Source organism: Paenibacillus sp. BAC0078 (assembly GCF_054483875.1).
Map to the genome: position 1 here is coordinate 1 of NZ_JBTLRW010000032.1, position 25,791 is coordinate 25,791.

Genomic DNA, 25,791 nt, shown 5'->3' on the forward strand with positions numbered 1-25,791 from the left:
GTAGGGAGGGTTTGCCCCGAACGGGATGCATACTGCATCGAACGCTTGTGGAGATCATGTAAGACCTTTCTACAAAAAGGCAGCGATCGTCGAAACAAGAAGCCCCCGCCTCTATAGGCGGTGGGAGTATTCACTAAAAATATAAGAATCTATATGTTTCACGCTATAAATTATCCTTCTATTTCTCACTGAAACGGATACCGTCTTTTTAAGGACGGCGTAGCCGTTTCTACTTGATTGTTCACCTTGGATTATTGCAAAAGACACCGGCAGCTCTATTTCCCCAAGCGCTTATACACATCCAGGAACCAGTCGGGCAGCTCGTCGTCCGTTTCGGCCTTGTAAGCCTCCCTGAATTGGGTGAACCGGCGCTGTGCCCTCAAAGGCTTGCCGATTTCGAAGTAAATGGAGATAAGCTGCAGCGAATAGCTCTCCTCCAGCGGCTCCAGCTCTACCAGGCGTACGGCATATTCCTCCGCCTCATAGTGGCGGCCTGTCTGCATCAGCCCCAGAGTAAGCTGCTCCATCAGCTTCAAATAGAGCCGGCGGTACTTGTCCCTGGCGGGGTATACCCACAGGCTGTCTAGAGGCTGCAAAAGGTCGCCTGCATACAGCGAAGCAGCCCCATGCAGCTTGTCCAGATTGCTGTCCTGCAGCGCCAGCGAAGCGGCATCCTGGAATTTTTCGATATCACTCGCGATGTCCCGGGATTCCAGCCGGTAGTTCTCCCTGTCGAAGATCAGCTCGATTTTATCGTCCAGCTTGGCCTTTTTTAGTGTTTTGCGGATCTGGTACACGGTGGTGTGCAGATATTGCTTGCCTTTCTCATAATTCCATTGTGTAAACACATCATTCAGAATCACGCTGACACTGCCCTGCCTGTGAATCCACAGATAAGCGAACAGCTCCTCTGCCTTGTGCGTGCTCCATTTCACCGCTCCATGAGGGCCGGTTAATTCATACCCGCCAAGGAACTGGAAGCTGGCCGCAGCATTTGGCTGCTCTGAAGCGACGGGCAATGTCCGCTTGGAGAGGATTTTGGCCCATGCTTTGAGTAGCCGTGGCGGGTCTACGGGCTTCAGCAAATAATCGACAGCGGACAGCTCAAAGGCCTCGACAGCGTAATTTCGGTACGCGGTCACAAATACAATGTCAGTGTCCGGCGAGAACGGCAGCAGCTTCTCGGCAAAAGCCAGGCCGGACAGCTCGGGCATCTGGATATCCAGGAACAGAATATCCGGCTTCAGCTCAGCCGCCGCCTCGAAGGCCTCGCGCGGATTATCGTAAACCTGGACGGAGGAAATCCCCTCACACTGAAGCAGCAGCTCACTCATTTTCTCCAGTGCCGGCCATTCATCGTCTACAACCATTACGGAATAATTCAGAGGGCTTCACCCTTCCAAGGAATTGTTATATGTACCTCAAGCCCGCCCTGCTCTCCCCGGTTTATCTTCAGCGGGTGTCCGAATTGCTTCAGCAGTCTGCGGTTAATGTTCTTCAGGCCGATTCCGGTCCCTTCTCCGTGAGGAGAACGGTAATCCTCCTTCATCCAGGAGGAGAGCTGCTCGTCGCTCATCCCTTTGCCGTTGTCGGATACGGTAATCACAATCAGGTCGCCTTCCTGCCGGGTGGAGAGGACGACGGTTCCTCCGCCAATTTGCTCCATCAGCCCGTGCCGGACCGCATTCTCGATGATGGGCTGCACAATCAGCGGCGGAAGGGAGAATTCGGCGGCTTCGATGTTGTACTCCGCATTCAGGCGTTTGCCGAAGCGGGCTTGCTCAAGTGACAGATACGCCTCAATCAGCTCCAGCTCCTTCTCGAACGGAATGGCCGTCTCCTGATTGCTGAAATCGAAGCTTCCGCGCAGAAAATGGCTCAGATCGTACAGCAGCTGCCGGGTTTTCTCATGATCGCGTGCGCTCATCCAGATAATCGTATTGATGGCGTTGTATAGAAAATGCGGTTTGATCTGCGCTCGCAGCATGGCAATCTCCGAGCTGAGCCGGTCGGATACCGATCTTCTCAACTGGATAAGCGTCTTGACGCGCCCCTTCAGATCGCTCCATGCATACGGCTTATGTATAAAATCATTCGCACCCGCGCGGAACGCCGGTTCGCTTAAGTGGAGCTGCTGCCCGGCGGTAGCCATCAGGATAGGTAAATCCAGCGGACTGTGTGTATCGCGGATAATTCTGCACAGCTCCAGGCCCGACATCTCCGGCATCATGACATCAATAATGCAAAGATCAAAATCACGGTCCGCAGACAGCAACGCCAGCGCTTCCTTGCCGCTGCGCACACTGGAGATTCTGTAGTTCTCAAGTGACAGCAGGTTGGTCAGCGCCTTCAGATTGGCGTAATCATCATCGACCACAAGAATGCGCGGGGCACTCACATCGCTGCCGGAGATAAGCGGCTCCTGCGGAAGCTTGGGATATTTTGTGTCTTCATCCGGCAGCTCTGCAGGCGGTTTTACCGGAGTGAGCAGCAGCTCGCGCTGCTCCGGCTCACTCTCCTCTGCCGGAGCAGGCGCAACGGCCTGTCTGACCGGAATGTCGAAGGTGACGCTGCTTCCTTTTCCCGGTGTGGAGGAGATCTCAATCCTTCCTCCATGCAGCTCCACAAGCTTGCGCGTGATGCCAAGCCCGAGGCCCAGCCCGCCGCTCTCCAGCGAATCTGCTTCATTAACCTGCTCATAGTCACGGAAGATACTCTCCAGAAGTTCTGCCGGTATGCCCCGGCCTGTATCAGCCACGGTAATCGACACGTAATCGCCATGCTGTCTGGCTTCGAAGGCGACGCTGCCGCGGTCCGTGAATTTCAGCGCGTTGTCCAGCAGGTTGTACAGAATTTGCATCAGCCGGTGCTCATCGGCCTCTACCAGGAATACGGCAGGCGGGATGCGGTTCTTAATGCGGATATTGTCCTTCTTGTTCAGAAACTGGAACACCTCGATGACGATACCCGCGACGCCTTGAATGTCCACGATTCCCCAGTGGAGGGTAATCCGCTGTCTTTTGATCTGCTCATAATCAAGGATATCCCTGACCAGAAAGGCGAGCCGTCTTCCTGTGCCCAGGATAAGCCGCATATCCTCGCGCTGGGAGGGGGTGAGGCTGCCGCCTGCACCTTCATAGAGTGAAAGCGAAATGTTGATAATGGCATTCAGCGGTGTGCGCAGCTCATTGGAGGTCTTCAGCAGGAATTCGTCCTTGTCCCTGTCCTTGCGCTCAAGCTGCTGTGAGAGCTGTTTGATCGTCTCGTAGGCGTAAGCCTGTCTTGCGGACAGGAATAGCCCTTCGGCGAGGATGAATATCGGACCGGCTACCGGCGGTATGGCATAAAACTCTGTTCCCAGCAGCAGATTGCTGGCTATAGTCAAGGTGAACATAACGGCGGCGATTACACTGATCAGCAGATAAAACGAGCCGGTTTCCTTGCGCCATGCTGCTCTGGCCATGATGTACAGGGTGTAGCAAATGGACAGAAGGCTGAAGAGGAGTATGAAATTGGATGCTTTGGAATACAGGCTGACATTGCTTGCCAGAGTGAGAAGAACAAAACCCGCAGAGTAGGCGAAGGATACCCAGCGAAAGGCTCTGGAATACAAAGCAGGGAACAGGGAATAGGTATAGCTGGCTGCAAAAGAAAAGCCGATGACCCCTGAGATGAGTTGAAGCTTGCTAAACCACTCATAGGATATGGAAGGAAAGAAGTCAAACAGCAGCTTCTCACTGTGTGTCAGTATGAACAGCGCAACCGTGAAGCAGTACATCGCAAGCTGGAGCGAGGGGTTGTCCTCCTTCCGCTGCAGCCCTTGCCCGAAAAAGTAAAAGCCGATAAAGGCGAAGCCTGCCACCAGCAGGATATCATAGGTATTGTTCCGCTGCTCAAGCGCCCCTATGGCCGCAGGCGTTCCAATGCGGATTGACTCAATAATGCCTCCGCTGACATAGTTGAAATTGGATGCATGAATCAGGGTTTCAGCCCGGCCGTTTTTGTTGTTAAAAGAGAGTGAGTAGGGACGGTTGAGCGGCTTGCTGCTGCCCGGAGAGGTGCCGGGAGTACCGCTGCCGCCAAGGGCAACGCCGTTTACCAATACCCGGCTGGCATTGCGGATATTGTTCACCTTAAGCGCCAGGACGGGCGTATTCGCCGGAAGTCTCACAACCAGCCGGTAGGTCGCGTACCCGTAGCGGTTGTATTTCGCATTTTGCAAGGGGGAGGTCCAGGGTGCAGGCACAGAAATATAAGCCGGTTGTTCCGGCATCCGGTGTTGCCCTGACTGCGGCTCCGGCAGAGCGTTCCAATAAAACTCCCATTCACCATCCAGGCTGAAGGTGGAGGAATCATCGAAGGCGCATGCGGACAGATCAATCATACCGGCCTTCGGCCGGGAACAACTGGACGCGGAACCGCTGATCAGGGGCATCAGTGCGGCGGCACCCAGCAGGCAGAGGCACAGCAGGGCAAGGGTTCTTTTGGCGAACAGTCTGTAATCCAGGGATTTCATGAAAACCTCACTTTATGCTTGACAATAATTTCATCATAGCCCCGGCGGCTTCCGCTTGTCCAGTGAATGGCAGAAAAGAAGCCGCTATCTGGCGGCGGAAAGTCATGTATAATTAAGCAAAGCGCCGACTATTTCAACTGTAGATGAGGAGAGCGGAACCGCTATGTTCTTTTTAGATATTATGTCATGGCTCACTGAGGAGCGCCTGCGGCAGCTTCTTGAGCAATACCGCTCGCTGGGGCCGCTGCCCGGCATCGGGCTGACCTTTATGAAATCCTTCGTGCCGCCGCTGCCGACCATTGCTATAGTGGGCTTAAACGGTGCGGTGTACGGGCTATGGCTCGGGTTTTTATATTCCTGGCTCGGCCTGGTTGCCGGCTGTGTGACGACGTTCCTGATTATCCGTACAATCGCCTCACACCCTTATTTGCGGAAATGGAGCCAGCGGCCTAAAGTGGCTAAGGGCATGACCTGGGTCCGCCAGAGCGGCTTCAGCTATGTTTTTCTGCTCAGCCTGTTTCCGGTGGGACCGTTTGTCGTGATCAACATGGCAGCAGGACTTGCGCAGATGCGTCTGCGTTCTTACTTGATTGCATTGTCCGCAGGCAAAGCCATTATGGTGTTTGCAGTTTCCTATATCGGCAATGATGCAGAGCGGTTTATCCATCGTCCGGCTGAAATCATCTATGTGCTGCTGTTTATCGGATTGTCGCTGTGGGGAGTAAAAGCGATTGAGGCCCGGTTCGCCCGGGCTGCGCGGCTAAGGGAGGAGCGGCCTCCAGCCGGTGAATCCTTACAGGGCGAATAATCCGCTTACAGCCGGCGTCTCCGCAGCTTCCTCGGTGATGTGAAGCCAAGCGTTGGTAGAGCGGTTATAGCGGTAATCCTGTTTCCAGACACCGATGTGGCGCACAATGCTGCGGACGGCGGCAATCATCCGGTCCACTTCACTGTCGGTCATAATCGGGTGCAGCGAGAGGCGCACCCAGCCCGGCTTCAGAGACTGGTCCCCAGCCTCAATGGCCTGGATGAACTTATGAGACAGCTCTTGATCCAGCCCCAGCAGATGATGTCCGTAGGGGCCTGCGCAGGAGCAGCCTCCCCGGGCCTGAATGCCAAAGCGGTCATTCAGCAGCTTCACAGCGAGATTGTAATGAATGCCCTTCAGAGTAAAAGATACGATACCGTGCCGCCGGGTATGCTCACCCGCAAGCACGGAGCAGCCCGGAATGGAGCCGAGTCCGGTCAACAGCCTCTGGCACAGCTCGTGCTCCCTTACCATCATGAATTGGCCGTCGCCGTTCATCTGTTCCTTCAGCTTGAGGCACAGTGCGGTTCGGATCGCCTGCAGGAATCCGGGCGTGCCGCTGTCCTCGCGGACCTCCACAGCATTAATGTAGCGGCGTTCGCCCCAGGCATCGACCCACACGACCGTCCCGCCGCCGGGCTCATCCGGGAGACGGCCTCTGCTCAGCTTGGTATCGAAGAGCAGCACTCCGCCCGTTCCGGGCCCGCCGAGAAATTTATGCGGGGAGAAAAAGACCGCATCCAGCTTCTCCAGCGGCTCTGCGGGGTGAATGTTGATCGGTTCATAGGGGGCGTTTGCGGCAAAATCAACAAAGCAAACCCCGCCGTGCCGGTGCATGGCGGCGGCCAGCTTGTGATATGGCGTCTGAATGCCTGTGACGTTGGAGCAGGCGGTGAACGAGCCGATCTTCCAGCGGCGGTTCCGGTAGAGGAGCAGCAGATTTTCCAGCTGCCGGAGATCAATGTTTCCATCCGCTGCCGGCGGAACGGTAACTACATCTCCGATGCCCTCCTGCCAGGGCAGCAGGTTGGAATGATGCTCCATATGGCTGACGAAGATTACCGGACGGTCCTCAGGGGCATAGAAGTATTCCTCACGCAGCCATTCCGGCAGCTTCAGGCCCATCATCCGCTGCAGCTTGTTGACCGCGCCGGTTGTGCCGTTGCCGCAGAAGAGCAGAGCATCCTCCGGCCCGGCATTCACATGCTGCCTGATGATGCTTCGCGCCTCGTTATAGGCGAGAGTTATGGTTAGCCCCGTTGTATTGGATTCCGTATGGGGATTGCTGACATAAGGCCCGAACGTCTCCTGGATTTTGCGCTCAATGGGCTCATAGAGCCGGCCGCTGGCCGTCCAATCGGCATACAGCAGCGGCTGACGGCCATAGGGGGTGGAGATATAATGCCGGTTGCCAATGGTACGCTCGCGGAAAGCTGCGAAATGCTCCTGCAGTTGGGCGGGCTTCTCTGCCAATGAGGCGCGGTTGATACTCAGCACGGGCAATCCCTCCTTGCTGAAACGGATACCTGAAATACGGAGCATCTGCATCGCTGCTTCGGAAGCGTAGGCTCCTTATGGACGGTATCTGTTTCTACTTGGCCTCAGTATATGCCCGCAGCAGCAGATAGGTTAAAGCCCAGATATGGCGGTTAGATGAAGAGCTGCAGGTCACTTTCCAGCGCATCCTTCAGATAAGCGGCGGCATCAATAATCTCCACCTCAGGCAGAAGCTCCTCCGGCTTGAAGCCCATGATCTCCACAGAGAGCTTGCAGGCATAGAATTTGATGTTTTTTTTGCGTGCCCCCTTCAAAAAATGAATCAGCTTGGGCGCTCCCTGATCCTCTATCATCTCCTCCAGCATGATCCGGCCAAGACCGCTGAAATTCATCCGCGAGAGCGGCAGCTGCTCTGGTCCCTTCGGCGTAATCACATCCATCAGCTTTTCGTAGATGGTCTTGTCCTCCAGCGTCATCTTCTCGGGGTCACGGACCAGAAACAATCCCCAGAAGGAGAAAAACATTGTGACCTCAACCTCAATATCCCGTGCCGTATTGGCCAGAATCAGTGCGGCCATCGCCTTGTCATATTCCCCGCTGAACATTAGCAGATTCATTCGTTTACCCATTTTTGATTCCCTCCATAGAAAACCTAGAATGCCATTAGTATGGTTATGGAGGGAAGAAGTATGCTTGTTGTCACAGAATAGCTGAAGATAAGGGGGAGTTTGCGGGTACTTGAGAGGGGAAATGATATGTAAATGTATTTTGTGCAGTAGAATACTGCTCTGAGTGTCTTATTCGGTAATTCTAATGTATTTCGTACAGTAGACAGCCATGCCGCTCTTTCGCGGCACTTCAGACGATGAAATTTCATAGAAGGCCCTCAATTTGGCTTCGCCAAATTCGAGGCTTCCATAACAATGTCCTCTGTTCGGACATCGTTATTTCAGGATAGATCTTTGCATTGAGGCTGAATTTTGGTTAGAAGCGTAATTTCTATTGTACAAAATACAACAAAACCGCTTTTCAAAGACCTTGCGCAACTAATCTACTGCACAAAATACAATTAGATGTATATAAGTTGAACTATAGATTTTCAAATTGGGGTTTGATCGTAACTGCGGGCAATGTTTGGACTTCCGGCCGCTGCCCGCCTGCAGATTTCTTGATTGTTACCGCTGTTCGCGGATGAAATCCGCAGACAGCCTAATCATACGGCCAGCTTTTCTACGGAAAGCTCTCAGGCGGACGCTACCGCTCCGTAAGTATCCAAACTTCCCCTCCGCACTCTCCTACCAGACGTATATACTAAGCGTACGTAACCCGGAATAACACGGCGCCATGCGGCAGGATGCCGCAAGACAGCTCATCCCTGAGATTGTGTGTTTCTGTTCCGCTCCACAGCTCCTTGACCGATACCGCGCCTTCCAGGTTCAGCTCGGATAGCCGCACACGGACCTCTTGGGTTTTCTCGCCGGTATTGAACATGGCAACATAGCGGATTCCGTGGCCGCCGTCTGCCGACCAGACCACCTTGTCATCCTTGCGGCTGACAAGCTTCGCTCCGGTGCTGCTGCGGTGCATGTCCAGCACGTCGCGGTTGGTCAGCAGGGCATTTGTCCATTCGTCGTTGTCCCGCAATTCGCCGCCGAAGAACAAAGGTGAGCGGAAGATGCTCCACAGCGTCATCATCGTAACCTGCTCCTCCCGTGTAAAACGGGTCCAGCGGTCGGCTCCGCCGCCGTCTACCGAGCGGATGCCGATATGGCCCAGAGGCAGCATATCGCAGTCCGGCCAGCTGCCGCCGCCGGCCCGTCCCTGCCAGCTCTCGCAACGGTCGAACATGTCGAGAAGCAGCTCCCAGCGGTCCCAGAAGTCGTCGGTGATCCGCCACATGTTGGCGCGCTCAGCCAAGAAATCGGCATAAGGAACCGGAGCGGGGCCGGGCGAGAGGCTCAGAATCATCGGACGTCCGCAGTGCTGGATGGCCCGATGAATCAGTTCGATTTCAGGCTGATGGGTGTCATAAAGTCTCGAAGCGGCGATATCATCAACCTTTACAAAGTCCACGCCCCACTCGGCATACAACTCGAAGAGGGAATTATAATAGGCCTGCGCCCCATCCTTCTCAGCATCGACGCCGTACATGTCCGTATTCCAGGGACAGATGGAATTGGTGTGCGCAATATCGCGGGCTGTGACCGAAGTGCCTTTGATTGGTGTTGCTGCATGTGCAGCTTGTCTGGCGATTCCCCGCATGATATGAATGCCGAATTTCAGACCAAGGCTATGCACATAATCGGCCAGCGGGCGGAAGCCCAGTCCTCCTTCTGCGGAAGGAAAACGGTTTACCGCCGGCAGCAGCCGGGAATATTCATCCATGACCAGCGGTACAAACGGACGGTACTGCGAGGAAACAGCTCCCGGCTCGTACCACTGAATATCGACGACGACAGTATCCCAGCCGAATTCCTTTAAGTTCTTCGCCATATATTCCGCATTTCCGCGGATTTCTTCTTCGGTAACTGCAGCTCCATAGCAATCCCAACTGTTCCACCCCATAGGCGGGGTCTTGGCATATTGTAAATGGCTCATTATTGTGTCGCTCTCCTTAGCGCTTCTTGATAGAAGCTGCGAAATAAAATTGCTGTAACAGTTCCATCATAGAATACTATCAGAGCAGATTTCCACAATAAAATAGTCTCCTGAATAGCACAAAATTGCTCCTGTATAAGTTGGGCTTTAAAAATGAATAAAAAGGGCAGAAGTGACGGAGGGGAAGTTTGGATACTTACGGAGCGACAGTGACCGCCTTTGTTCACGGATTTCTACCACGTACAGCGGTCCAATCAGGAAATCTGTGAACAACAGCGGCCGGAAGTCCAAACATTCCCCGCAGTTACGACCAGACCCCAATATGAAAATCTAAAATTCAACTTATATAGAGGTCGCTAGTCGAAAAAGAGCCGGCTGTAATTCAGGCTGCCGTTCCCGGAACGGAAGGACCCTGGAGTCTGCCCTGTGAGCTTTTGAAACACCTTAATGAAATAGCTGCCGCTGGAATAACCAACCTGAACCGCGATGGCTTCAATACTCCAATCGGTTGTTCTCAGCAGCTCTACCGCATGTTCGATTCTAACCCGGTTTACATATTCATTTGGGGTGACGCCGACATATTTGCTGAAGGTCCGCAGCAGGTGGAATTTGGAGAGCCCCATCTTCTCGGCGAGCTGCTCCTGGCCGATCATGGAGTTATAGTGTGCTTTGATGAATTGGACGGAATCCCGCACCGCAGCAGGCCATTCAGCCTCGGTCCGCGGGCCGCTCAAGGAGAGTCTGCCGAGTTCCATCATGAACTGGTACAGTAATGAGGAAGCAATATATGGGTCCGCGATTCTGCCGAAATGAGCTTCGCGGGCAATATCACGGAGTATGCGAATCGGTGTGCTGCCGGGGTCAATGAGTGGAGCAGGTCCAAGCTTTGCTTTGATTTCTTCCCAGAGAGGCTGGAGGGGCTGCGGCCTGAAGAGCAGGAACAAGAATTCCCAAGGCGCGGAGCCGCCAGGATAATAGTAGCGGTGTCTGCTGGGGATTTCCGCAAGAAAAGCACGCCCGGGGCCGATCCGCAGGCTCTCCTGCCCTGTATCAAACATTCCGGCTCCCTCCACAGTGTATTGGAACAGCAGCAGCGGCCCATCTGTGCGCTCCATGCCGTTCCAGTGATAGGAAGAATCCGCAACAATATCATGTCCGACCGCGAAGAGGTTAAATAGCGGCAGACGGTCCGGCTCGCTGAAGCGGAATCCGTAGACCCCGTGGCTGCTTTGGTTTGTCACAAAATCCCTCCATACTTAGTGGTTAAGTAAGCTTCTTTTGCTCATTGTACATAGAATTCATTCGAAAGAACATCAAATTCTGCAAGAAAGGCACATTGGGAGGAAGATGTAATCAAATAAGCCCCCATCCGGGAGCTTATTTATATTGCAGCGTAGTACCACAAGGCTGCACACCTATTCTTTAGGGGCTGATTCTTGATCCTCAGACCCTTGAGCATCAGTCCGGCGCAGGTCATAATGGCGGGCGGATAGCCAGATACTGCCGGTGAACAGCACAATCAGGGCCAGAATAATCCCAAAACGCCAGTCGCCTGCTTTGAAGTTGAGCTGAAGCACCGTCAGCACAAGCGCCACCTGGGTCCAGACCAGCGTTCTTTTGCGAAAAGCTGTAATATCTCCAGCCATCTTTGGCATGTTACGGATAACGCGGTAAGCGATAACGGCAAGTAACAGCGCAAAGGCAACAGTTACGATCCATTCGGTTGTTGATAACGCATTCATTTTCTCGAATTCCTTTCGGATTAACATCACGGATTGCCGCCGTCCCCGCAGGGACGGCACCGCTATTTTCTTATTATACTGATTAAGAGGGTTATTACCAAGCTGCCGATCCGGAGCATTGCTTACGATTCGAGCTTGCGTATCTCTTCCGCCGGAAGCGGCGGGAAGAAGAAAAATCCTTGAATATGATGGCAGTTATGCTTGATCAGAAATTCGAGCTGCTCCTCAGTCTCCACGCCCTCGGCAATCAGCTCATAGCCAAGCTGTGAAGCGACAAAGACGATGGATTTAATGATGGTCTCATCAATGGAGCTGACGCCAATGCCGGTGATAAAGGTCCGGTCGATTTTGATTTTGTTGACCGGGAAATGCTTCAGATAGTTCAGTGAAGAATATTTGGTGCCGAAATCGTCGATGGAGACAACAATGCCGTGGTCGCGCATCTGCTGAAGCACCGGGTAATGCTCTTCCAGGAGAGCGGTACTCTCCGTGATCTCGAACTCCAGCACATTTGTCTCCAGCCCGTATTGATCAAGGACCGCAAGTAGATTCTCTATTAGGTTGCGGTTATAGAACCAGCTATTGGAGATATTAATGGATGTGCGCAGCAGTGGCATTCCGGCTGACCGCCACTCGCAGAGCTGACGGCATACCTCGCGGAGCACCCAGTCCGTAAGCTGAATCATCAGCCCGGCCTCCTCCACGGCGGCGATGAACGCTCCCGGTCCAATGAGGCCCTTCTCCGGGTGGTTCCAGCGGATCAGTGCTTCCATGCCGGTCATTTTACCGGTAACGGCATTGATCTGCGGCTGATAGTGTAGCACAAACTCCTCGCGCTCCAGTGCAGAGTGCAAATATTTGGCGACCATCGTTTTCTGCTCCAGCTTCTCGCGCAGATCCCAATCGAAGATAAAATAATTGGCCTCTTCCAGCGATTTGGCTTGATACATCGACATGTCGGCAAATTTCAGCAGATCATCTTTGTTCTGCGAGTGCTCCGGGTACAAAGAGACGCCGATACTGGTCGATAGACTGAGATGTGCGCTGGAGATCAGCAGGGTCTCCGAGATCAGTCCGCCGATTTGTTCAGCAATAGCGGCAATATTCTCCCGGGGCAGGTCCGAGAAGAGCATGACGAACTCGTCACCTCCGGTACGCGCGAACAGCTTGTAAGGCAATTCTCCGTTTTTCAGCCGGTTCGCCAGCGTCTTGATTACCTGATCACCTGTAGAGTGGCCTAGCGTGTCGTTGATTTCCTTAAATCTGTTCAAATCAAAGAAAAACAAGGTATAGGTCTGTGTCTCATCTGCCGACTGCAGCAAACGCTCAAATTCATCCAGAAAATACAGCCGGTTCGGAATCCCGGTCAGGCTGTCGAAATGCGCCAGCTTCTCATACAGGCGTTTCGATACACGAAGATCGCGGGTCCGAATGCTGACCACACGCTCCAGCTCGCGGTTGAACCGGCTCTGATGCCAATAGATATACAGTATAAAAGCTATAATGAGCAGAAAGGCAATGTCGATCCAAAGCACGCTGCGGACAATCTCCCATTTCTTGTGGAAGGGCATAGAGACACCCATCAGCCAATGCTGATTATAGACTTTAATAGGAACTGTAATCTGTTGGGCAGCCTTATGTAGGGGGGAGCCAAACAAAAAGGTGTGATCCTCTGCCGTTACATATAGATTGGCACCTTTAAGCGGGAGCTGCTCCAGAATATTGTCAATCTTCAGAGTGACAGAGACAATACCGGCAAATGAGTTGCCATTAAAAATAGCTTGTCTGATTACCATGCCGTAGTCGCCCTGGGCCAGTGTCCGGGGACCGTCTATCGTAATGCCGCGGGAGCGGATCGTTTCTTGAACCATGCCGGGTGAGGACAGGGAGGGATCAAGCAGAAGGCTTTTTCCCAGAATCGCTGTATTGCCTGTGAGAGGATAAAGATAATGGATGAGGCCGTCCGGAGCGATCATGATATTCATAACATTGCTTGAGTTGTTGTTGTATGCGGTGATTAAATATTGATTAATAATTTTAGGATCGGCTTTAAAGCCAACCGTTTGTATAAACGAGCTGACGCCTTTGACAATCGAGGCTCTCTCTTCAATGTTCGATGTAAGCATGACTGCTTGCGAGGACAAGTCGGCTTTTTCAGCCCGGTATTCCCGGTCAATGGATAAAGAATAATAGTAGAACAATGAGAGCTGAAGTACGACTAAGAAGCCGAGGATGATCGTTAAAGGCTTTTTATTAAAGAAAGCCATAGAATGCCTCCGATACCCGAGAAAATTCAACATTAGAAAATTGCCGTTCATTTAAAAACAGTTCCCCGCACCGCAGAGAGATGTCGATATATGTCGTAGGTGTTTCTATAGCATGTCATTTTTATCGCCTTTGTGCAAGGGGGAAGGTTACAGTGGGCCTATAAAAACCAAAACGGGTAAACACCTTCCGCCCTTAAACGGCAGCTTGTATTTACCCGTTGTTCGTACAGTTATATCATGATGAGGTTTTCGTTAGCAGGCAACACTATTTTTTGAAGATACCAAGCGGAGCTCCTGTTGGCAGGAATGTGCGTCCGAAATGAGCGTTCAGCACGGATGCGCCGCAGCCATACAGCGAAACAATCCCGATAGCCAGCTCTGCACAGGCGGCCAGCTTGTGGAAGAATTCAGCAGCGATTCCGAAGGAATCCATCGTCAGGCCGAGGAACAGGAAGTCAATTAACACGAAGATGATGAGCAGCACTCTGTTCGCTTCTACCGCACCAAGGGTCATAAAGAGCGTGAACACCAGATACCCCAGGAAAACAAAACCAAGCTGCTTGGGATCTACGCTTTCTGCCAGAACCGTGCCGAATACGCCGAGCTTGATCAGCCAGCTTGCAGCCATCCCGAACCAGAAGAAGGCGTATGCGCCAAAAGCGGTCATGCCAAAGGTGTTGTTGTGCTTGGCATCCTGAATGGATGCGAATAGCTGGGCGAAGGCTCCGAGGAAGATAGCCCAGGGGATGGCGTAGCTGAGACCTGTTGTAATCTCGAGCTTTTGTGAAGAAGCGACCAGGGTGACGATAGCCAGTCCGAACAGGCCGATGGCGCTAGGGTCGGCGGTGATGATTTTGACAGACTGGGTGTTAGGCGATTGCGCTGACATGAGAATAAAAAGCCTCCAATTTTTTCAAAAAATGTTCGCATACGATAACAGCACCCGTTGCCGGGTGCTGTTATCAGCCTGCCTATCATATCATATCGCCGAAAGCTTGCCTATAAAGGAAACGCCTATTTTTTGCTCCAAAACAGATTTTCCGGCAATAAAAATCTTGGAATCTCCCGGGCCGTAATCGGCTTGCTGATATAGTAGCCCTGCAGTTCATCGCTGCCCAGGCGGCGGAGCATGTCGAACTGCTCCAGCAGCTCGATGCCTTCGGACACAACGCGCAGCCCCAGCTTGTGGCTCAGCTCGATGATGGTTTTGACAAGCACGTCGCCCTGCGGCCCCGGGGTCATCTCGGCAATAAAGGAGCGGTCGATTTTGATTACATCGACAGGGAAGCGGCGCAGATAGCTTAAGGAAGAGAATCCGGTGCCGAAGTCATCCAGAGAGATGCGGAACCCGTGTGCTCTAAGCTGCTGGACCGACTGGAGTATTTCATCCCCGGAGATCAGCACACTCTCTGTAATCTCAAGCTCCAGGCTGGAGGGCGGCAGCCCGTATTCACGCAGCAGCTCCAGGAGCAGCTCCAGCAGTCCGGGCTGCATGAGCTGCAGCGCTGAAATATTGACTGCAGCGGTGAGGATCAGGCCGTCTTCCCGGAAGCGGCGCACATCAGCGCATACCTGCCGCAGTACCCAGCCGCCGATGCCGACAATGGAGCCGCTGGTTTCTGCGAGGGGAATGAACTCTTCCGGAGAGACCGACCCGTGAATCGGGCTGTTCCAGCGCAACAGAGCCTCCACCTTATGCACCTGTAAATCATCTGTGCGGACAATCGGCTGGTAATGGACCTCGAACTCATTATTGACAGACGCAGACAGCAAATGCTGGGACAAGACCTTCTTGCGTCTAATGCTGTTTTCCAAATCCTCTGAGTATTGAAAAATATTATTACGCCCCGTCTCTTTGACATGGAACATCGCCAGGTCGGCCTGCTTGACCAGATAGTCGGCATCCTCTCCGTTCTGGGGATAAATGCTGATCCCGATACTGGCCGTATTATAGAGCAGGTGCCCCTGGATATGGTGCGGCATTGAGAGAGCTTCCTGAATCCTCGACAGCTGGGCGGTGATGGCAGAGGAATCGGGAATGTCGGCGAGCAGGATAGTGAACTCATCTCCGCCAAGGCGTGATACGACATCATATTTGCCGACGGCCTTCGATATCCGTAAGGCGGTCTCTTTGAGCATGGCATCTCCAAAATCATGGCCGAGCGTATCATTGACAGTCTTGAAATGGTCCAGGTCAATAAAGACGAGAGCAATTTGCCTGCTGCTGCCCTTCACTGCGGCAATTGCCGCGTTGAGCTTGGCGAAGAAGAGCGAACGGTTAGGCAACTGGGTCAGCGGATCGAGCATGGATTGCTGCTGCAGCTCCTCCTGCGCCTGCTCCAGAGAATGAATCATCCGGTTGAATTCACGTTCCACATCACTGAATTCATCCCGCCCGGTGCCGCTGATACGAATGGATAAATCCTTGCTGTTGCCGATGGCGCGGATATTTCTGATTAATGAAGACATCCGGCCCAGAATGAAGCGGTTGACGAAGATCAGGCTGATCACGACGAGCAGCAGAGTCATGATAAAGAAAAGCAGCTGGAAGCTGTAAAGAGATTCTTTCCCGCCCTCATATATTTGGCGCGGCTGCTTCAGGGTGATGACCACTCCCGGGTTGCCGAACAGATCGTTCACAACGGTATGAATCGACATCGACTTGCTGGAGGGCGGACTCATCCAGACAGACTTCCCCTCGCTTTGTGCAAGCATTCCTGAGGTATTTCTGGCAATCTGAATACCGGAGGCGGCAGCATTCCAGATATGGTTGGCTTCCTGCTGCAGCAGCATTCTTCCGGCAATGGCGGTGCCGGCTACCGGCATGTCTTTGTTGTTGTTGCTTATAGGGGCAAGAGTGATCAGCATCGGACCTTTATCCAGAATCACAATGCCGGACCTGCTGTCCTCCGCATCAGATAAAGCAGGCAGCCGGCTGCTGATCAATTTGCACAGTGTACGAAGCTCTGTTGTCAGCGGAGACACGCTCCCGAGCTTCGAATCGTAAGTGCCGCCGTAAAGAGGATTCCCTGATTTATCTAGCAGAGCCATCACATCGAAGTGGTTGATTTCGTAGGTTGTCGGGGTAAAATTGCTGCGGATAAAAGCATCATCCGGGGCGGCGGCGGCTGTATTCGAGCTTCCGGATTCCATAAACCGGTAGGTTTCATCCCGAAGTGAATAATTCAGCAGACCGGCCTTCATATTCAGCAGTTCATTCTGAAAGGAAGATACCGTGTCCTTCAGCTTGTCCTGCAAAGCGGCCTCGTCCAGCTTCTCGAAACGGTTCAGCATGATGAGGTGCAGGAGCAGATAGGTAGTCCCTATGCCAAGCATGCCAGCGACACTAATGAAGATCATTATTTTTTTGCGCAGCTTCATGATGCTCCCCTTTATTGTAATTCGACTTTATAGGAAATAAGTACCACAATGAACAGTGTACCATGATTAGGGAATATTTTGCAGCGCATTTCTGCCTAAAGTGTCGAAATTTGATGTATAATAATCGACATTGTAGAGTTTTGCAGCAATAATTGATAGAGTTACCGTAGTATAGACGTGTTAACTTGACAGATAGGATGAGCAGATATGAATGTAAAAAGCTTTTTAAGGCTGGTTGAATTGCCGACGAAGGTGGCGAGCATGCTGCCTTTTCTGCTGGGGACATTGTATGCCTTGTACCGGTTCGAGGATTTCTATATCCTGCGTTTTGCGCTGATGTTCGTGTCCCTGCTGAGCTTCGACATGGCGACAACGGCAATCAATAACTATTACGATTTCAAAAAAGCGGCCAAAACCCACGGTTACGGCTATGAAACGCATAATGCCATCGTTCATTACAAGCTCAAAGAACGCACGGTGGTCGCAACGATTGCCATCCTGCTGGTGCTTGCGGTGGGCGGGGGGATCGCGCTTGTTGCTGAGACGGGGCTGCTTGTGTTCCTGCTGGGCGGCTTGTCCTTCCTGATTGGTATTCTCTATTCGTTCGGACCAATCCCCATCTCGCGGATGCCGCTCGGTGAGCTGTTCTCCGGGCTGTTCATGGGTTTTGTCATTATCTTTATCTCGGCCTACATTCATTCGGATCAAAGTGTGGTGACGCTGCTGCTGTCAGAGGGCTGGATTAGTCTGCATATCAACCTTCTGGAGGTGCTGTATCTCTTCTGGTTCTCGGTGCCGGCCATTCTCGGCATTGCCGGGATAATGCTGGCTAACAATATTTGCGACATTGAGGATGATATGGAGAACCGCCGGTACACGCTGCCCGTGTATATCGGACGTGGGAACGCCCTGCTGCTGTTCAAGCTGCTCTATTATGTCTCTTTTGCCGATCTTGCCGTCCTGCTGCTGCTGGGCGTGAATCCTGTTCTGGTGGCTCTGCTGCTGCTGACGCTGATTCCCCTCCGCCGCAACATTGCGCGCTTCTATGAGAAGCAGGAGAAGGCGGCAACCTTCATCCTGTCCGTCAAAAATTTTGTGCTGATGAGCGCCGCCCGGATTGGCGTGCTGGGTGCGGCAGTTCTATTGAATGCGCTGATGTAACTCTTGCACTTGATAGAGATATGCCGGGTTCTATGATATTGTTTCACTATATAGACTGAACTAAGGATTTTCTATTTGGGATTTGGCCGTGATTGCGTGGAATGTTTGGACTTCCGGCCGCTGTTATGTTTGGATTTCTTGATTTAAACCGTTATTCACGGTAGAAATCCAAACATAGCCTAATCATACGGCCAGCTTTCCTACGGAAAGCTCTCAGGCGGACGCATTCGCTCCTACAGTTCCAAACTTCCCCTCCATCACTCTTCCCTTTTTGTTAATTTTTCAAGTTCAATCTATATAGATGCAGGCAGGAGAATCTATGACAAGGGAGGGTATTCTCTGATGACGCAAAAGCTTCGCTGGGGAATCATGGGATGTGCGCAGATTGCAACAAACTCGGTCATGCCAGCCATTCAGGAATCAGAGACCGGGATCATCGGGGCAGTGGCCAGCCGGGGGCTGGACAAGAGCAGCGCCGTTGCCCGAGAATTCGGCATAGAGAAGGCTTACGGCAGCTATGAGGAGCTGCTTGCAGACCCGGACATTGATGCGGTATATATTCCGCTTCCGAATCATCTGCACCGTGAATGGGCGATCCGCGCGGCGGAAGCAGGCAAGCATGTGCTGTGCGAGAAGCCGATTGCCCTTAGCAGCCACGAGGCTGCGGAGATGGTCGAAGCCTGCCGGAAAGCAGGCGTTCATCTGGCTGAGGCTTATATGTACCGGCATCATCCGCGGATTGCCGAGCTGCGGGAGATCATTAAGAGGGGCGATATCGGCGATTTGCGGTCCATTCGCGGAACGTTTACCTACAACGATGCCGAAGACACCTCCAATATCCGCTTCAAGTCGGCGTGGGGCGGAGGGTCTCTGTACGATGTCGGCTGCTATCCGCTCAGCGCGGCGCGGCTGTTGTTCGGGGCAGAACCGGAAGCGGCAACCGTGCAGGCGATTTTCTCCCCGGAGCATGATCATGTGGACATGATGGCCTCCGGTCTGGTCGAATTCCCCGGCGGCGTCAGCCTGATCTTCGACTGCGGCATGTGGGCCTACAACCGCCAACTGCTGGAGGTGCTTGGGACCGAAGGCCGGATCGAGATTCCGATGCCGTTCAATGCCAGATTCGAGGATGCCGCGTTTTACGTGCATACCGGCGGGAAGGTGAAGCGGGTAGAAGCAACGGGCGCCAATCCTTATGTCCGTCAGGCCGACGATTTTGCCGCTGCCGTCTTCGGAGCGGAACCGGTCGTTGCCGCCGATGATCCGGTACTAAATATGACACTGATTGAGACCTGTCTTAAGTCTGCGCGTCAGCGGCAACGGATCAGCTTGAAGCAGCGATAGCACTCCATTCTATACGAATACAGGATTCTACATTTAGCGGCCTTTGGGCTGCTTTTTTTTGATTTCATGGGTTCTGAATCAGGCGAGGTTTGTAGCAATTCCTAATAGGTGAACGATGTAAAATTTGTTAGAATAGGAATTGAATTAAAGTGTATATGTCTGGAAGTACATAACGGAGTCTGAAAGGAGATTTAATAATGGGCCTTGCAGAAGAGCCGGTCATTTCGATTTCCGGTTTATGGATGAATTACAGCGACCGGATGGTGCTGCGGGGGATTGACCTCGAAGTATACAGAGGACAGATTATCGGCTATATCGGTCCCAATGGCGCAGGCAAGAGCACTACGGTGAAGATCATGCTGGGGCTGGTGGAGGGCTATACTGGCACGGTGAGGATTTTTGGCAGGGATATTGCCGATGGAGATACCGCTTACAAGCGAAGAATCGGTTATGTACCTGAGATTGCCGAGCTGTATGATAGCCTGACCGCGAGAGAGTATCTTACGTTTATTGGCGAGCTGTACGGCATGAAGCGCAGTGAAGCTGATGCCAAAGCTGAGAAGCTGATGACGCTGCTGAATCTCGACAAAGCCTATGATATGCGTATCGCCTCCTATTCCAAAGGGATGAAGCAAAAGGTGCTCCTGATCTCCAGCATGCTGCATGATCCCGATATTCTGTTCCTGGATGAGCCGCTTAGCGGACTCGATGCCAATAGTGTCATGGTAGTGAAGGAAATCTTCGCCTCCCTTGCGGCGCAGGGCAAAACGATCTTTTATTCCTCGCATATTATGGACGTCGTGGAGAAGATCAGCAGCCGGATCATTCTGCTCAGCGGCGGGGATATTGTGGCGGACGGAAGCTTTGCGCAGCTTCAGGAGAGAAGCCGGGAAGGGTCGCTTGAGGAGATATTTAATCAGTTGACCGGATTCGATAAATACCGGGATATTGCGGGCGAGTTTGTTGCGGTCATTGGAGAAGGTGCTCCGCATGAATGATTTTTATATACTGAAGCTGCTTGACCGGATGAAGGGCGGGTTCAGGAGAGCCGGCGTGAACTATGAGATGCTGCGCAGCATTCTTCAGGTCAAGCTGACGATGGACGGAAGGCGGACACCGACAGTGCTCTCCAGCGGCGCACAGAAAAATAATCAGGGAACCGAAGGCTCGCCGCTGCGGATACAGTGGATCTATTTATTGTTCGGACTAATGCTGATCCTGTTCATCATACCTGACGGCAATTATATGCTGATGATGAGCACGGTGTTTGCCATTTCGATGTTTATGATCGCGACCACCCTGATTTCCGATTTCTCGTCGGTCATGCTCGATTTGCGGGACAAGAACATCCTGTTCTCCAAGCCCGTTGACCGCCGGACGCTGAACATGGCCAAGATCATCCATATTCTCATTTATCTGCTTACCTTAACGCTGACCTTTATGGGGCCCTCGCTGGCGGTTTCTTTGTTTAAGCAAGGGGTGCTGTTCTTTCTGATCTATGCGGCGGGAGTTCTGCTTATGGACTGCTTTATACTGGTGGTCACTGCGCTGCTCTATCTGTTGATCTTAAGAATTTTTGACGGGGAAAAGCTTAAGGACATCATCAACTATATTCAAATTATTCTATCCGTTGGAATTGTAGTAGGCTATCAACTGGTTCCGCGTCTCTTCAACACTACGGATATGGTGGGTACGTTCCAGCCCGCCTGGTGGCAATACTTCGTAGCTCCTGTGTGGTTCGCCGCTCCGTTTGAGGTGCTGGTGGGCGGAAGCAGGGGAACGGAGCTCATCGTGCTTGCGGTGCTGGCTCTCGCAGTCCCGGTGCTGCTGCTGCTCGCTTATATTAAGCTGATGCCGGTGTTCGAGCGGAATCTGCAGAAGCTGGCGGAGCAAGGGGCTGCCGGCAAAGACAGCGGCCGTGTAGCCAGCAGGCTGTCAGAGCTCTTTTGCCGGAACAAGGCAGAGGCTATGTTCTTCCGGTTCACCTGGTCGATGATGAGGAATGAACGGGATTTCAAGCTGAAGGTATACCCGACTATTGGCTTATCCTTAGTGCTGCCGTTCATCTTCATATTCAACCAGGTATGGAGCGGGGATCTGGCATCGCTGAAGGACTCCAGAGCCTATCTGTTCATTTATTTCAGCGGGATGCTGATGATGACTGTAGTGCAAATGCTGCGTTACTCCGCAAGCTACAAAGGAGCGTGGATTTACAGAACCATCCCGCTGCCCGGAACGGCTCCGGTATACCGTGGAATGCTCAAGGCTGCGGTGCTGCGGCTCCTGCTCCCACTGTTTGTCCTGGAAGCGGCAATATTTATCTGGCTGTTCGGTATACGCATTCTGCCGGATCTGGTTGCTGTACTGCTGGTATTGCTGCTGTATCCGGTGATATGCTTCCGTGTGCTGCCGCAAGCGTTGCCTTTCTCGGAGAAATATGAGGCCGCGAAGCAGAAGGACTTTCAGGGAGGCGCCTTCGCTCTGTTATTCATCTTGATAGGACTGGGCGGGCTGCATTTTGCAATTACCCTGTTTCCTTCCGGAGTTTACATCTATCTGGTAATTCTGGTAGCTGCAAATTGGTGGATTTGGCGCAAAAGCTTCCCCGGCAGCGCTTCTCAATCCGGACAAATTCCAACCCTTCGCGCCTGAAGCCGACATGCAAATATGGACATTTTTTGCCTACCTTAAAAAAGGGGTCCTAGTTCCAGTATTTACTTAGACAGCCTGCCAAATACAAGGTAGAATACACCTACAGTTAACTTTCAGGGATGGCCTATATTATCTTTATGCACTCTTCCATTTATCTGATATTCGTATATTGATAGTTACTTGAGAAACATACAGCAGCGACTATGATAATTTAACCGGTGAAGAGGTCGACTATGGATCAAATGGGAATCCACTATAATATCTGGATTGTTTTACTATCTTTTGTGCTCTCGGCAGCGGCAGCTTATTCGGCACTGAGTCTGATTTCACAAATCTCCCATTCCACAGGCAGAGCAAGACTCATTTGGCTGCTGTCCGGCGCCTGTGTGCTTGGCTGCGGGATATGGGCGATACATTTCGTGGGAATCATGGCGCTGCATCTGCCCTTCAAGGTCAGCTATGACCTGGGCCGGGCTGTGTCGTCACTGCTGCTCATCATGCTTGCCTGCTATTTGTCGCTGTGGATCGCTGCTGTCCTCCGTCAAAGGGTGGGGCTCATAGCCAGCGGGCTTATTCTCGGCAGCGGCATTGCCGCCATGCATTATGTTGGAATGTCCTCCATGAAGATGGAAGCGAAGATCCATTATGAGTCTGCAACCCAGGTGCTGTCCATTATGGTTGCTTTTTCAGCCTCGTACGTTGGAGTGCTTCTGCTCCGTAAGTTCAAGGATTATACCGGCTTCAGCCGCTGGAAGCTGTATTCGGCGATGTTCATCGGGCTAGCAGTCACCGGGATGCATTATATCAGTCTGAGAACAAGCCATATAGCTTACGAAAGCTGGCTCGCTACAAAGCATTTTCAGGTAGATACGGATGTTATTCTGCTGACGGGGGTTTCACTTGTAACGCTGCTAATGCTTGCTGTGTCCGGCGGCGCGGTCTTCCTGGACCGGCATCTGCTGGAGCGGATGGCATACAATGATCCGCTCACGGAGCTGCCGAACCGGCATGGGCTTGAGCGGTATTTCAAGGAAGAATTTTTCGGCAGCAGCTCGGGTGCGGTGTTTTTTGTCGATCTGGACCGCTTTAAGTCGATCAACGACACGCTGGGCCATGACATCGGCGATATGCTGCTGCAGGAGGTGGCCGAACGCTTGAGAGGCTGCATCGGCACGAAGGGGAAGGTTTTCCGGCTGGGCGGCGACGAATTTCTAATTGCCCTGCCTGAGAGTACCGTAGAGGAAGCCCAGGAAGCGGCGCAGCATATTTTGCAGGAAGTGAAGAAGCCCTACAGTATTGTAGGCAACGAGCTGTATATTACGGCAAGCGTCGGAATCAGCATGAATCCATTGCATGGGACAGACCGCTCTGCGCTGATGAAGGCGGCAGACACTGCACTCTATACCTCCAAGGATTCCGGCAAGAATAAATTCAGCATCTTCGATCAGGAAATGAACCGCCACCAGCTTCGCCGGATGTCGCTGGAGAAGGATCTGCGCAAAGCGCTGGCCCGTTCGGAATTCATGGTTGTCTACCAGCCCAAATGGGATTCGCTGATGAATGTGACGGTTGGACTTGAAGCGCTGCTGCGCTGGAGACATCCGGAGCACGGAATTATTTCCCCGGCTGAATTCATCCCCATTGCCGAGGAGACCGGACTGATCGTACCGATTACCTATTGGATGCTGCATGATGTGTGCGGCCAGAATATGCTCTGGCATAAGGCGAAGGTGGCGAGTGTTGCCGTCTCCATCAACATGTCGGCCCGCATGTTCGATGGCGGCAGTCTCTGCGATGTGGTTGAGGAAGCGCTTGTGCGCTCTGGCCTGGAGCCGCATTTCCTCGAACTGGAGATTACGGAGTCCATTGCGATGAATAATATGGAAGAGACGGTGGCCCAGCTCTCCAAGCTGCGGAACCTTGGGGTCCGGGTGTCGCTGGATGACTTCGGGACCGGCTTCTCTTCGCTCGGCAATCTGGATGAAATCCCGGTGAATACGCTGAAGATTGACCAGGTGTTCATCCGCAAGAGCAAGATGCACTCCAAAAAAGCGATTATCAGCAATATCATCGCCATTGCCAGCAATCTCAACATGGAGGTTGTCGCCGAAGGCGTGGAAACGACGGAACAGATTGAACTGCTGCAATCTCTGGGCTGCCGGGTGATGCAAGGCTTTTATTACGGCAGGCCGATGCCTGTCAGCGAGCTGGGCCAATGGTTCAGCGAGAATACGGCGTAATTTGGATACATATATATACATTCAAAACGGCTACACCGTCCGGTTATGGACGATGTAGCCGTTTTTTCTTGTCTGGCTGAGGACTTTTCCTGAGTTCGTAAGAAGCAAATGGGTTGTTGGTTATTGGCAATTGAATTTCCTTTATAATTAAAAAGAGGAAATTTAAGGGTGTGTATAGAATGTATACACTTGACATATAAAGGAATTCGAAAATCGGCTATGGAAAAGGAAGGGTGAATTTTTTTGATCAAGCGGTCTTTTTATTATCTGTGGGGGTCTCAGACGATCTCGAATATAGCAGATATTATCTACATTTTGAGTATAACGGTATTGGTGTTCAGCTCAAGCAATTCTCTATTGCAGACCACTTTAATTCCGTTGTTCCGGTTGTCTGCCCAAGTGGTTAGCGGGCTGGTTGCACCTATAATTCTCAGCCGGTTCAGGCTCACGCGGATTTTGCTGTTCTCCCAGCTTGGTCAGTTTGTCATTTTTACACTGCTGCTTCTTTACTTGCGGACCGCGCCTGGGCAAGGGGCGTCTCCTCTCATTTTTATAATGGTGTTTGGCATGTCATTTCTGGATGGCTGGACTAACCCGGCACGAAATGCGCTTGTCCCCCGCTTGGCAACCGGTGAGGGACTCATGCGTGCGAATGGTTTGGTGGCAGTTAGTGATCAAGTAGTTAAATGTGCAGGATGGGCACTCAGCGGGATTATTGTAGCCTGGATCGGTTCACTGAATACGCTATTGATCGCATCCTGCTGTTATATGCTGGCGGCAACTGTCACCTCATTCATTCGTGATCCGCTGGATCAACAGGAATCAGGCTCCGAATCTCCAATCCCCGCTGAACGTCCGGCAGCAGCCGAATCAAAGGGCTCTCATTGGAAAGAGCTTGGGGAAGGGTGGCGGATCATTTGGAATAACCGCCGCATTCGTTCCCTAATGATCGTGGACAGTATAGACACCATTGGGGGAACCTCCTGGCTTGGTGCATTTATTCTGGCGTATGTAACTCAGGTGCTGCATAAGGATGCAAGCTGGTGGGGGTTTATGAATGCCTCCTTTTTCTCCGGTACTATTCTGGGCGGGCTGCTTGTTGTTGGCTTGGTCAAACGGCTGCAAAAGAACAGTTATTTGTACATGCTGGGAGCCTTGTTCGTGTATGTGCTGATTACAGCAGTGTTTGCTCTCAATACGATACCGGTCGCTGCGCTTGTTCTTTTTGCCGTTTCAGGTTTACCGGTGCAAATGGCTGGAATTATTCGCCGTACTTTGCTGCAAACTAGCGTTCCGGCTGCCGTGCTCCCAAAAGTGATGGCAGGAATTGATGTGCTTACGAACCTTGCCTTTGGTTTATCTTTGTTATTCTTGGGTTGGTATGCAGACCGCTTTGGAATGGTCCAGGTGTATCTGCTGGCTGCGGCCATGACGACAATTGCTGTCTTGGTCGGGTGGTTCTATCGGAGGGGTTTTCAGGAAAAAGAGCAAGTGGATCATCCAACCGTTATGGATGCGGGGATAAAAAGCTGAGGTTTACTTGAGGCTTGAGAAGCCTTGGTATGAAAAGAGAAGCCAGCGGACA

The 25,791-nt window shown here is 52.3% G+C and carries 17 protein-coding genes; 7 read left to right on the top strand and 10 right to left on the bottom strand.

Features of this window, described 5'->3' with window-relative positions:
* Positions 1 to 275: 275 nt before the first annotated feature.
* The gene (locus ACX1DY_RS30110) at positions 276 to 1,370 is read right to left on the bottom strand and encodes a response regulator (protein ID WP_458967796.1); all 1,095 of its coding nucleotides are present in this window, start codon (positions 1,368 to 1,370) and stop codon (positions 276 to 278) included.
* An 11-nt stretch (positions 1,371 to 1,381) separates the two neighbouring features.
* Positions 1,382 to 4,516, bottom strand: a complete 3,135-nt coding sequence (locus tag ACX1DY_RS30115) for an ATP-binding protein (RefSeq protein WP_458967797.1) — start codon at positions 4,514 to 4,516, stop codon at positions 1,382 to 1,384.
* A 163-nt stretch (positions 4,517 to 4,679) separates the two neighbouring features.
* On the opposite strand from ACX1DY_RS30115, the gene ACX1DY_RS30120 reads away from it, so the two are divergent.
* A complete protein-coding gene (locus ACX1DY_RS30120; protein ID WP_458967798.1) occupies positions 4,680 to 5,324 on the top strand; it encodes a TVP38/TMEM64 family protein in 645 nt (214 codons plus the stop codon).
* Here ACX1DY_RS30120 and ACX1DY_RS30125 read toward each other — a convergent pair.
* The 8 genes from ACX1DY_RS30125 to ACX1DY_RS30160 all read right to left on the bottom strand — a co-directional run bounded on the left by ACX1DY_RS30125 (position 5,310) and on the right by ACX1DY_RS30160 (position 16,809).
* Positions 5,310 to 6,821, bottom strand: coding sequence for an aminotransferase class V-fold PLP-dependent enzyme (locus ACX1DY_RS30125; RefSeq protein ID WP_458967799.1), 1,512 nt, complete (start codon positions 6,819 to 6,821; stop codon positions 5,310 to 5,312). The genes ACX1DY_RS30120 and ACX1DY_RS30125 overlap by 15 nt on opposite strands.
* Before the next feature lie 152 nt (positions 6,822 to 6,973).
* Positions 6,974 to 7,450: a DsrE/DsrF/DrsH-like family protein gene (locus tag ACX1DY_RS30130; protein WP_458967800.1), complete on the bottom strand. Its 477-nt coding sequence runs from the start codon at positions 7,448 to 7,450 to the stop codon at positions 6,974 to 6,976.
* A gap of 682 nt (positions 7,451 to 8,132) precedes the next feature.
* Positions 8,133 to 9,419, bottom strand: a complete 1,287-nt coding sequence (locus ACX1DY_RS30135; RefSeq protein WP_458967801.1) for a glycoside hydrolase family 27 protein — start codon at positions 9,417 to 9,419, stop codon at positions 8,133 to 8,135.
* 356 nt (positions 9,420 to 9,775) lie between these two features.
* Positions 9,776 to 10,660, bottom strand: a complete 885-nt coding sequence (locus ACX1DY_RS30140; RefSeq protein WP_458967802.1) for a helix-turn-helix transcriptional regulator — start codon at positions 10,658 to 10,660, stop codon at positions 9,776 to 9,778.
* Between the two features lie 174 nt (positions 10,661 to 10,834).
* Positions 10,835 to 11,188, bottom strand: coding sequence for a hypothetical protein (locus ACX1DY_RS30145; protein ID WP_458967803.1), 354 nt, complete (start codon positions 11,186 to 11,188; stop codon positions 10,835 to 10,837).
* Positions 11,189 to 11,283: 95 nt separating this feature from the next.
* The gene (locus ACX1DY_RS30150; protein ID WP_458967804.1) at positions 11,284 to 13,428 is read right to left on the bottom strand and encodes a bifunctional diguanylate cyclase/phosphodiesterase; all 2,145 of its coding nucleotides are present in this window, start codon (positions 13,426 to 13,428) and stop codon (positions 11,284 to 11,286) included.
* Between the two features lie 265 nt (positions 13,429 to 13,693).
* Positions 13,694 to 14,317 carry an acetate uptake transporter gene (locus tag ACX1DY_RS30155; protein ID WP_458967805.1) on the bottom strand — a complete coding sequence of 208 codons (624 nt, stop codon included), beginning with the start codon at positions 14,315 to 14,317 and terminating at the stop codon, positions 13,694 to 13,696.
* Between the two features lie 125 nt (positions 14,318 to 14,442).
* Entirely contained in the window at positions 14,443 to 16,809 is a 2,367-nt protein-coding gene (locus ACX1DY_RS30160; RefSeq protein WP_458967806.1) for a bifunctional diguanylate cyclase/phosphodiesterase, read from the bottom strand.
* A 207-nt stretch (positions 16,810 to 17,016) separates the two neighbouring features.
* Here ACX1DY_RS30160 and ACX1DY_RS30165 point away from each other — a divergent pair, with 207 nt between their 5' ends.
* The 6 genes from ACX1DY_RS30165 (at position 17,017) to ACX1DY_RS30190 (ending at position 25,739) form a co-directional block, all read left to right on the top strand.
* Positions 17,017 to 17,970 (top strand): 1,4-dihydroxy-2-naphthoate polyprenyltransferase, encoded by a 954-nt coding sequence (locus ACX1DY_RS30165; RefSeq protein ID WP_458967807.1) that lies wholly within the window; start codon positions 17,017 to 17,019, stop codon positions 17,968 to 17,970.
* A gap of 342 nt (positions 17,971 to 18,312) precedes the next feature.
* Positions 18,313 to 19,314, top strand: a complete 1,002-nt coding sequence (locus ACX1DY_RS30170; protein ID WP_458967808.1) for a Gfo/Idh/MocA family protein — start codon at positions 18,313 to 18,315, stop codon at positions 19,312 to 19,314.
* 197 nt (positions 19,315 to 19,511) lie between these two features.
* The gene (locus ACX1DY_RS30175) at positions 19,512 to 20,312 is read left to right on the top strand and encodes an ABC transporter ATP-binding protein (protein ID WP_458967809.1); all 801 of its coding nucleotides are present in this window, start codon (positions 19,512 to 19,514) and stop codon (positions 20,310 to 20,312) included.
* Complete coding sequence (locus ACX1DY_RS30180; RefSeq protein ID WP_458967810.1) at positions 20,305 to 21,966, top strand: hypothetical protein; 1,662 nt, start codon at positions 20,305 to 20,307, stop codon at positions 21,964 to 21,966. The genes ACX1DY_RS30175 and ACX1DY_RS30180 overlap by 8 nt, the downstream gene beginning before the upstream one ends.
* A gap of 233 nt (positions 21,967 to 22,199) precedes the next feature.
* Positions 22,200 to 24,206, top strand: coding sequence for a putative bifunctional diguanylate cyclase/phosphodiesterase (locus tag ACX1DY_RS30185; protein ID WP_458967811.1), 2,007 nt, complete (start codon positions 22,200 to 22,202; stop codon positions 24,204 to 24,206).
* A 243-nt stretch (positions 24,207 to 24,449) separates the two neighbouring features.
* A complete protein-coding gene (locus ACX1DY_RS30190) occupies positions 24,450 to 25,739 on the top strand; it encodes an MFS transporter (protein WP_458967812.1) in 1,290 nt (429 codons plus the stop codon).
* Positions 25,740 to 25,791: the final 52 nt, after the last annotated feature.

What these genes read in the sequence shown, in the direction of transcription:
- ACX1DY_RS30110 (WP_458967796.1), bottom strand. Translation starts at nt 1,370, where the DNA reads ATGGTTGTAGACGATGAATGGCCGGCACTGGAGAAAATGAGTGAGCTG.
- ACX1DY_RS30115 (WP_458967797.1), bottom strand. Translation starts at nt 4,516, where the DNA reads ATGAAATCCCTGGATTACAGACTGTTCGCCAAAAGAACCCTTGCCCTG.
- ACX1DY_RS30120 (WP_458967798.1), top strand. Translation starts at nt 4,680, where the DNA reads ATGTTCTTTTTAGATATTATGTCATGGCTCACTGAGGAGCGCCTGCGG.
- ACX1DY_RS30130 (WP_458967800.1), bottom strand. Translation starts at nt 7,450, where the DNA reads ATGGGTAAACGAATGAATCTGCTAATGTTCAGCGGGGAATATGACAAG.
- ACX1DY_RS30135 (WP_458967801.1), bottom strand. Translation starts at nt 9,419, where the DNA reads ATGAGCCATTTACAATATGCCAAGACCCCGCCTATGGGGTGGAACAGT.
- ACX1DY_RS30145 (WP_458967803.1), bottom strand. Translation starts at nt 11,188, where the DNA reads ATGTTAATCCGAAAGGAATTCGAGAAAATGAATGCGTTATCAACAACC.
- ACX1DY_RS30150 (WP_458967804.1), bottom strand. Translation starts at nt 13,428, where the DNA reads ATGGCTTTCTTTAATAAAAAGCCTTTAACGATCATCCTCGGCTTCTTA.
- ACX1DY_RS30155 (WP_458967805.1), bottom strand. Translation starts at nt 14,317, where the DNA reads ATGTCAGCGCAATCGCCTAACACCCAGTCTGTCAAAATCATCACCGCC.
- ACX1DY_RS30160 (WP_458967806.1), bottom strand. Translation starts at nt 16,809, where the DNA reads ATGAAGCTGCGCAAAAAAATAATGATCTTCATTAGTGTCGCTGGCATG.
- ACX1DY_RS30165 (WP_458967807.1), top strand. Translation starts at nt 17,017, where the DNA reads ATGAATGTAAAAAGCTTTTTAAGGCTGGTTGAATTGCCGACGAAGGTG.
- ACX1DY_RS30170 (WP_458967808.1), top strand. Translation starts at nt 18,313, where the DNA reads ATGACGCAAAAGCTTCGCTGGGGAATCATGGGATGTGCGCAGATTGCA.
- ACX1DY_RS30175 (WP_458967809.1), top strand. Translation starts at nt 19,512, where the DNA reads ATGGGCCTTGCAGAAGAGCCGGTCATTTCGATTTCCGGTTTATGGATG.
- ACX1DY_RS30180 (WP_458967810.1), top strand. Translation starts at nt 20,305, where the DNA reads ATGAATGATTTTTATATACTGAAGCTGCTTGACCGGATGAAGGGCGGG.
- ACX1DY_RS30185 (WP_458967811.1), top strand. Translation starts at nt 22,200, where the DNA reads ATGGATCAAATGGGAATCCACTATAATATCTGGATTGTTTTACTATCT.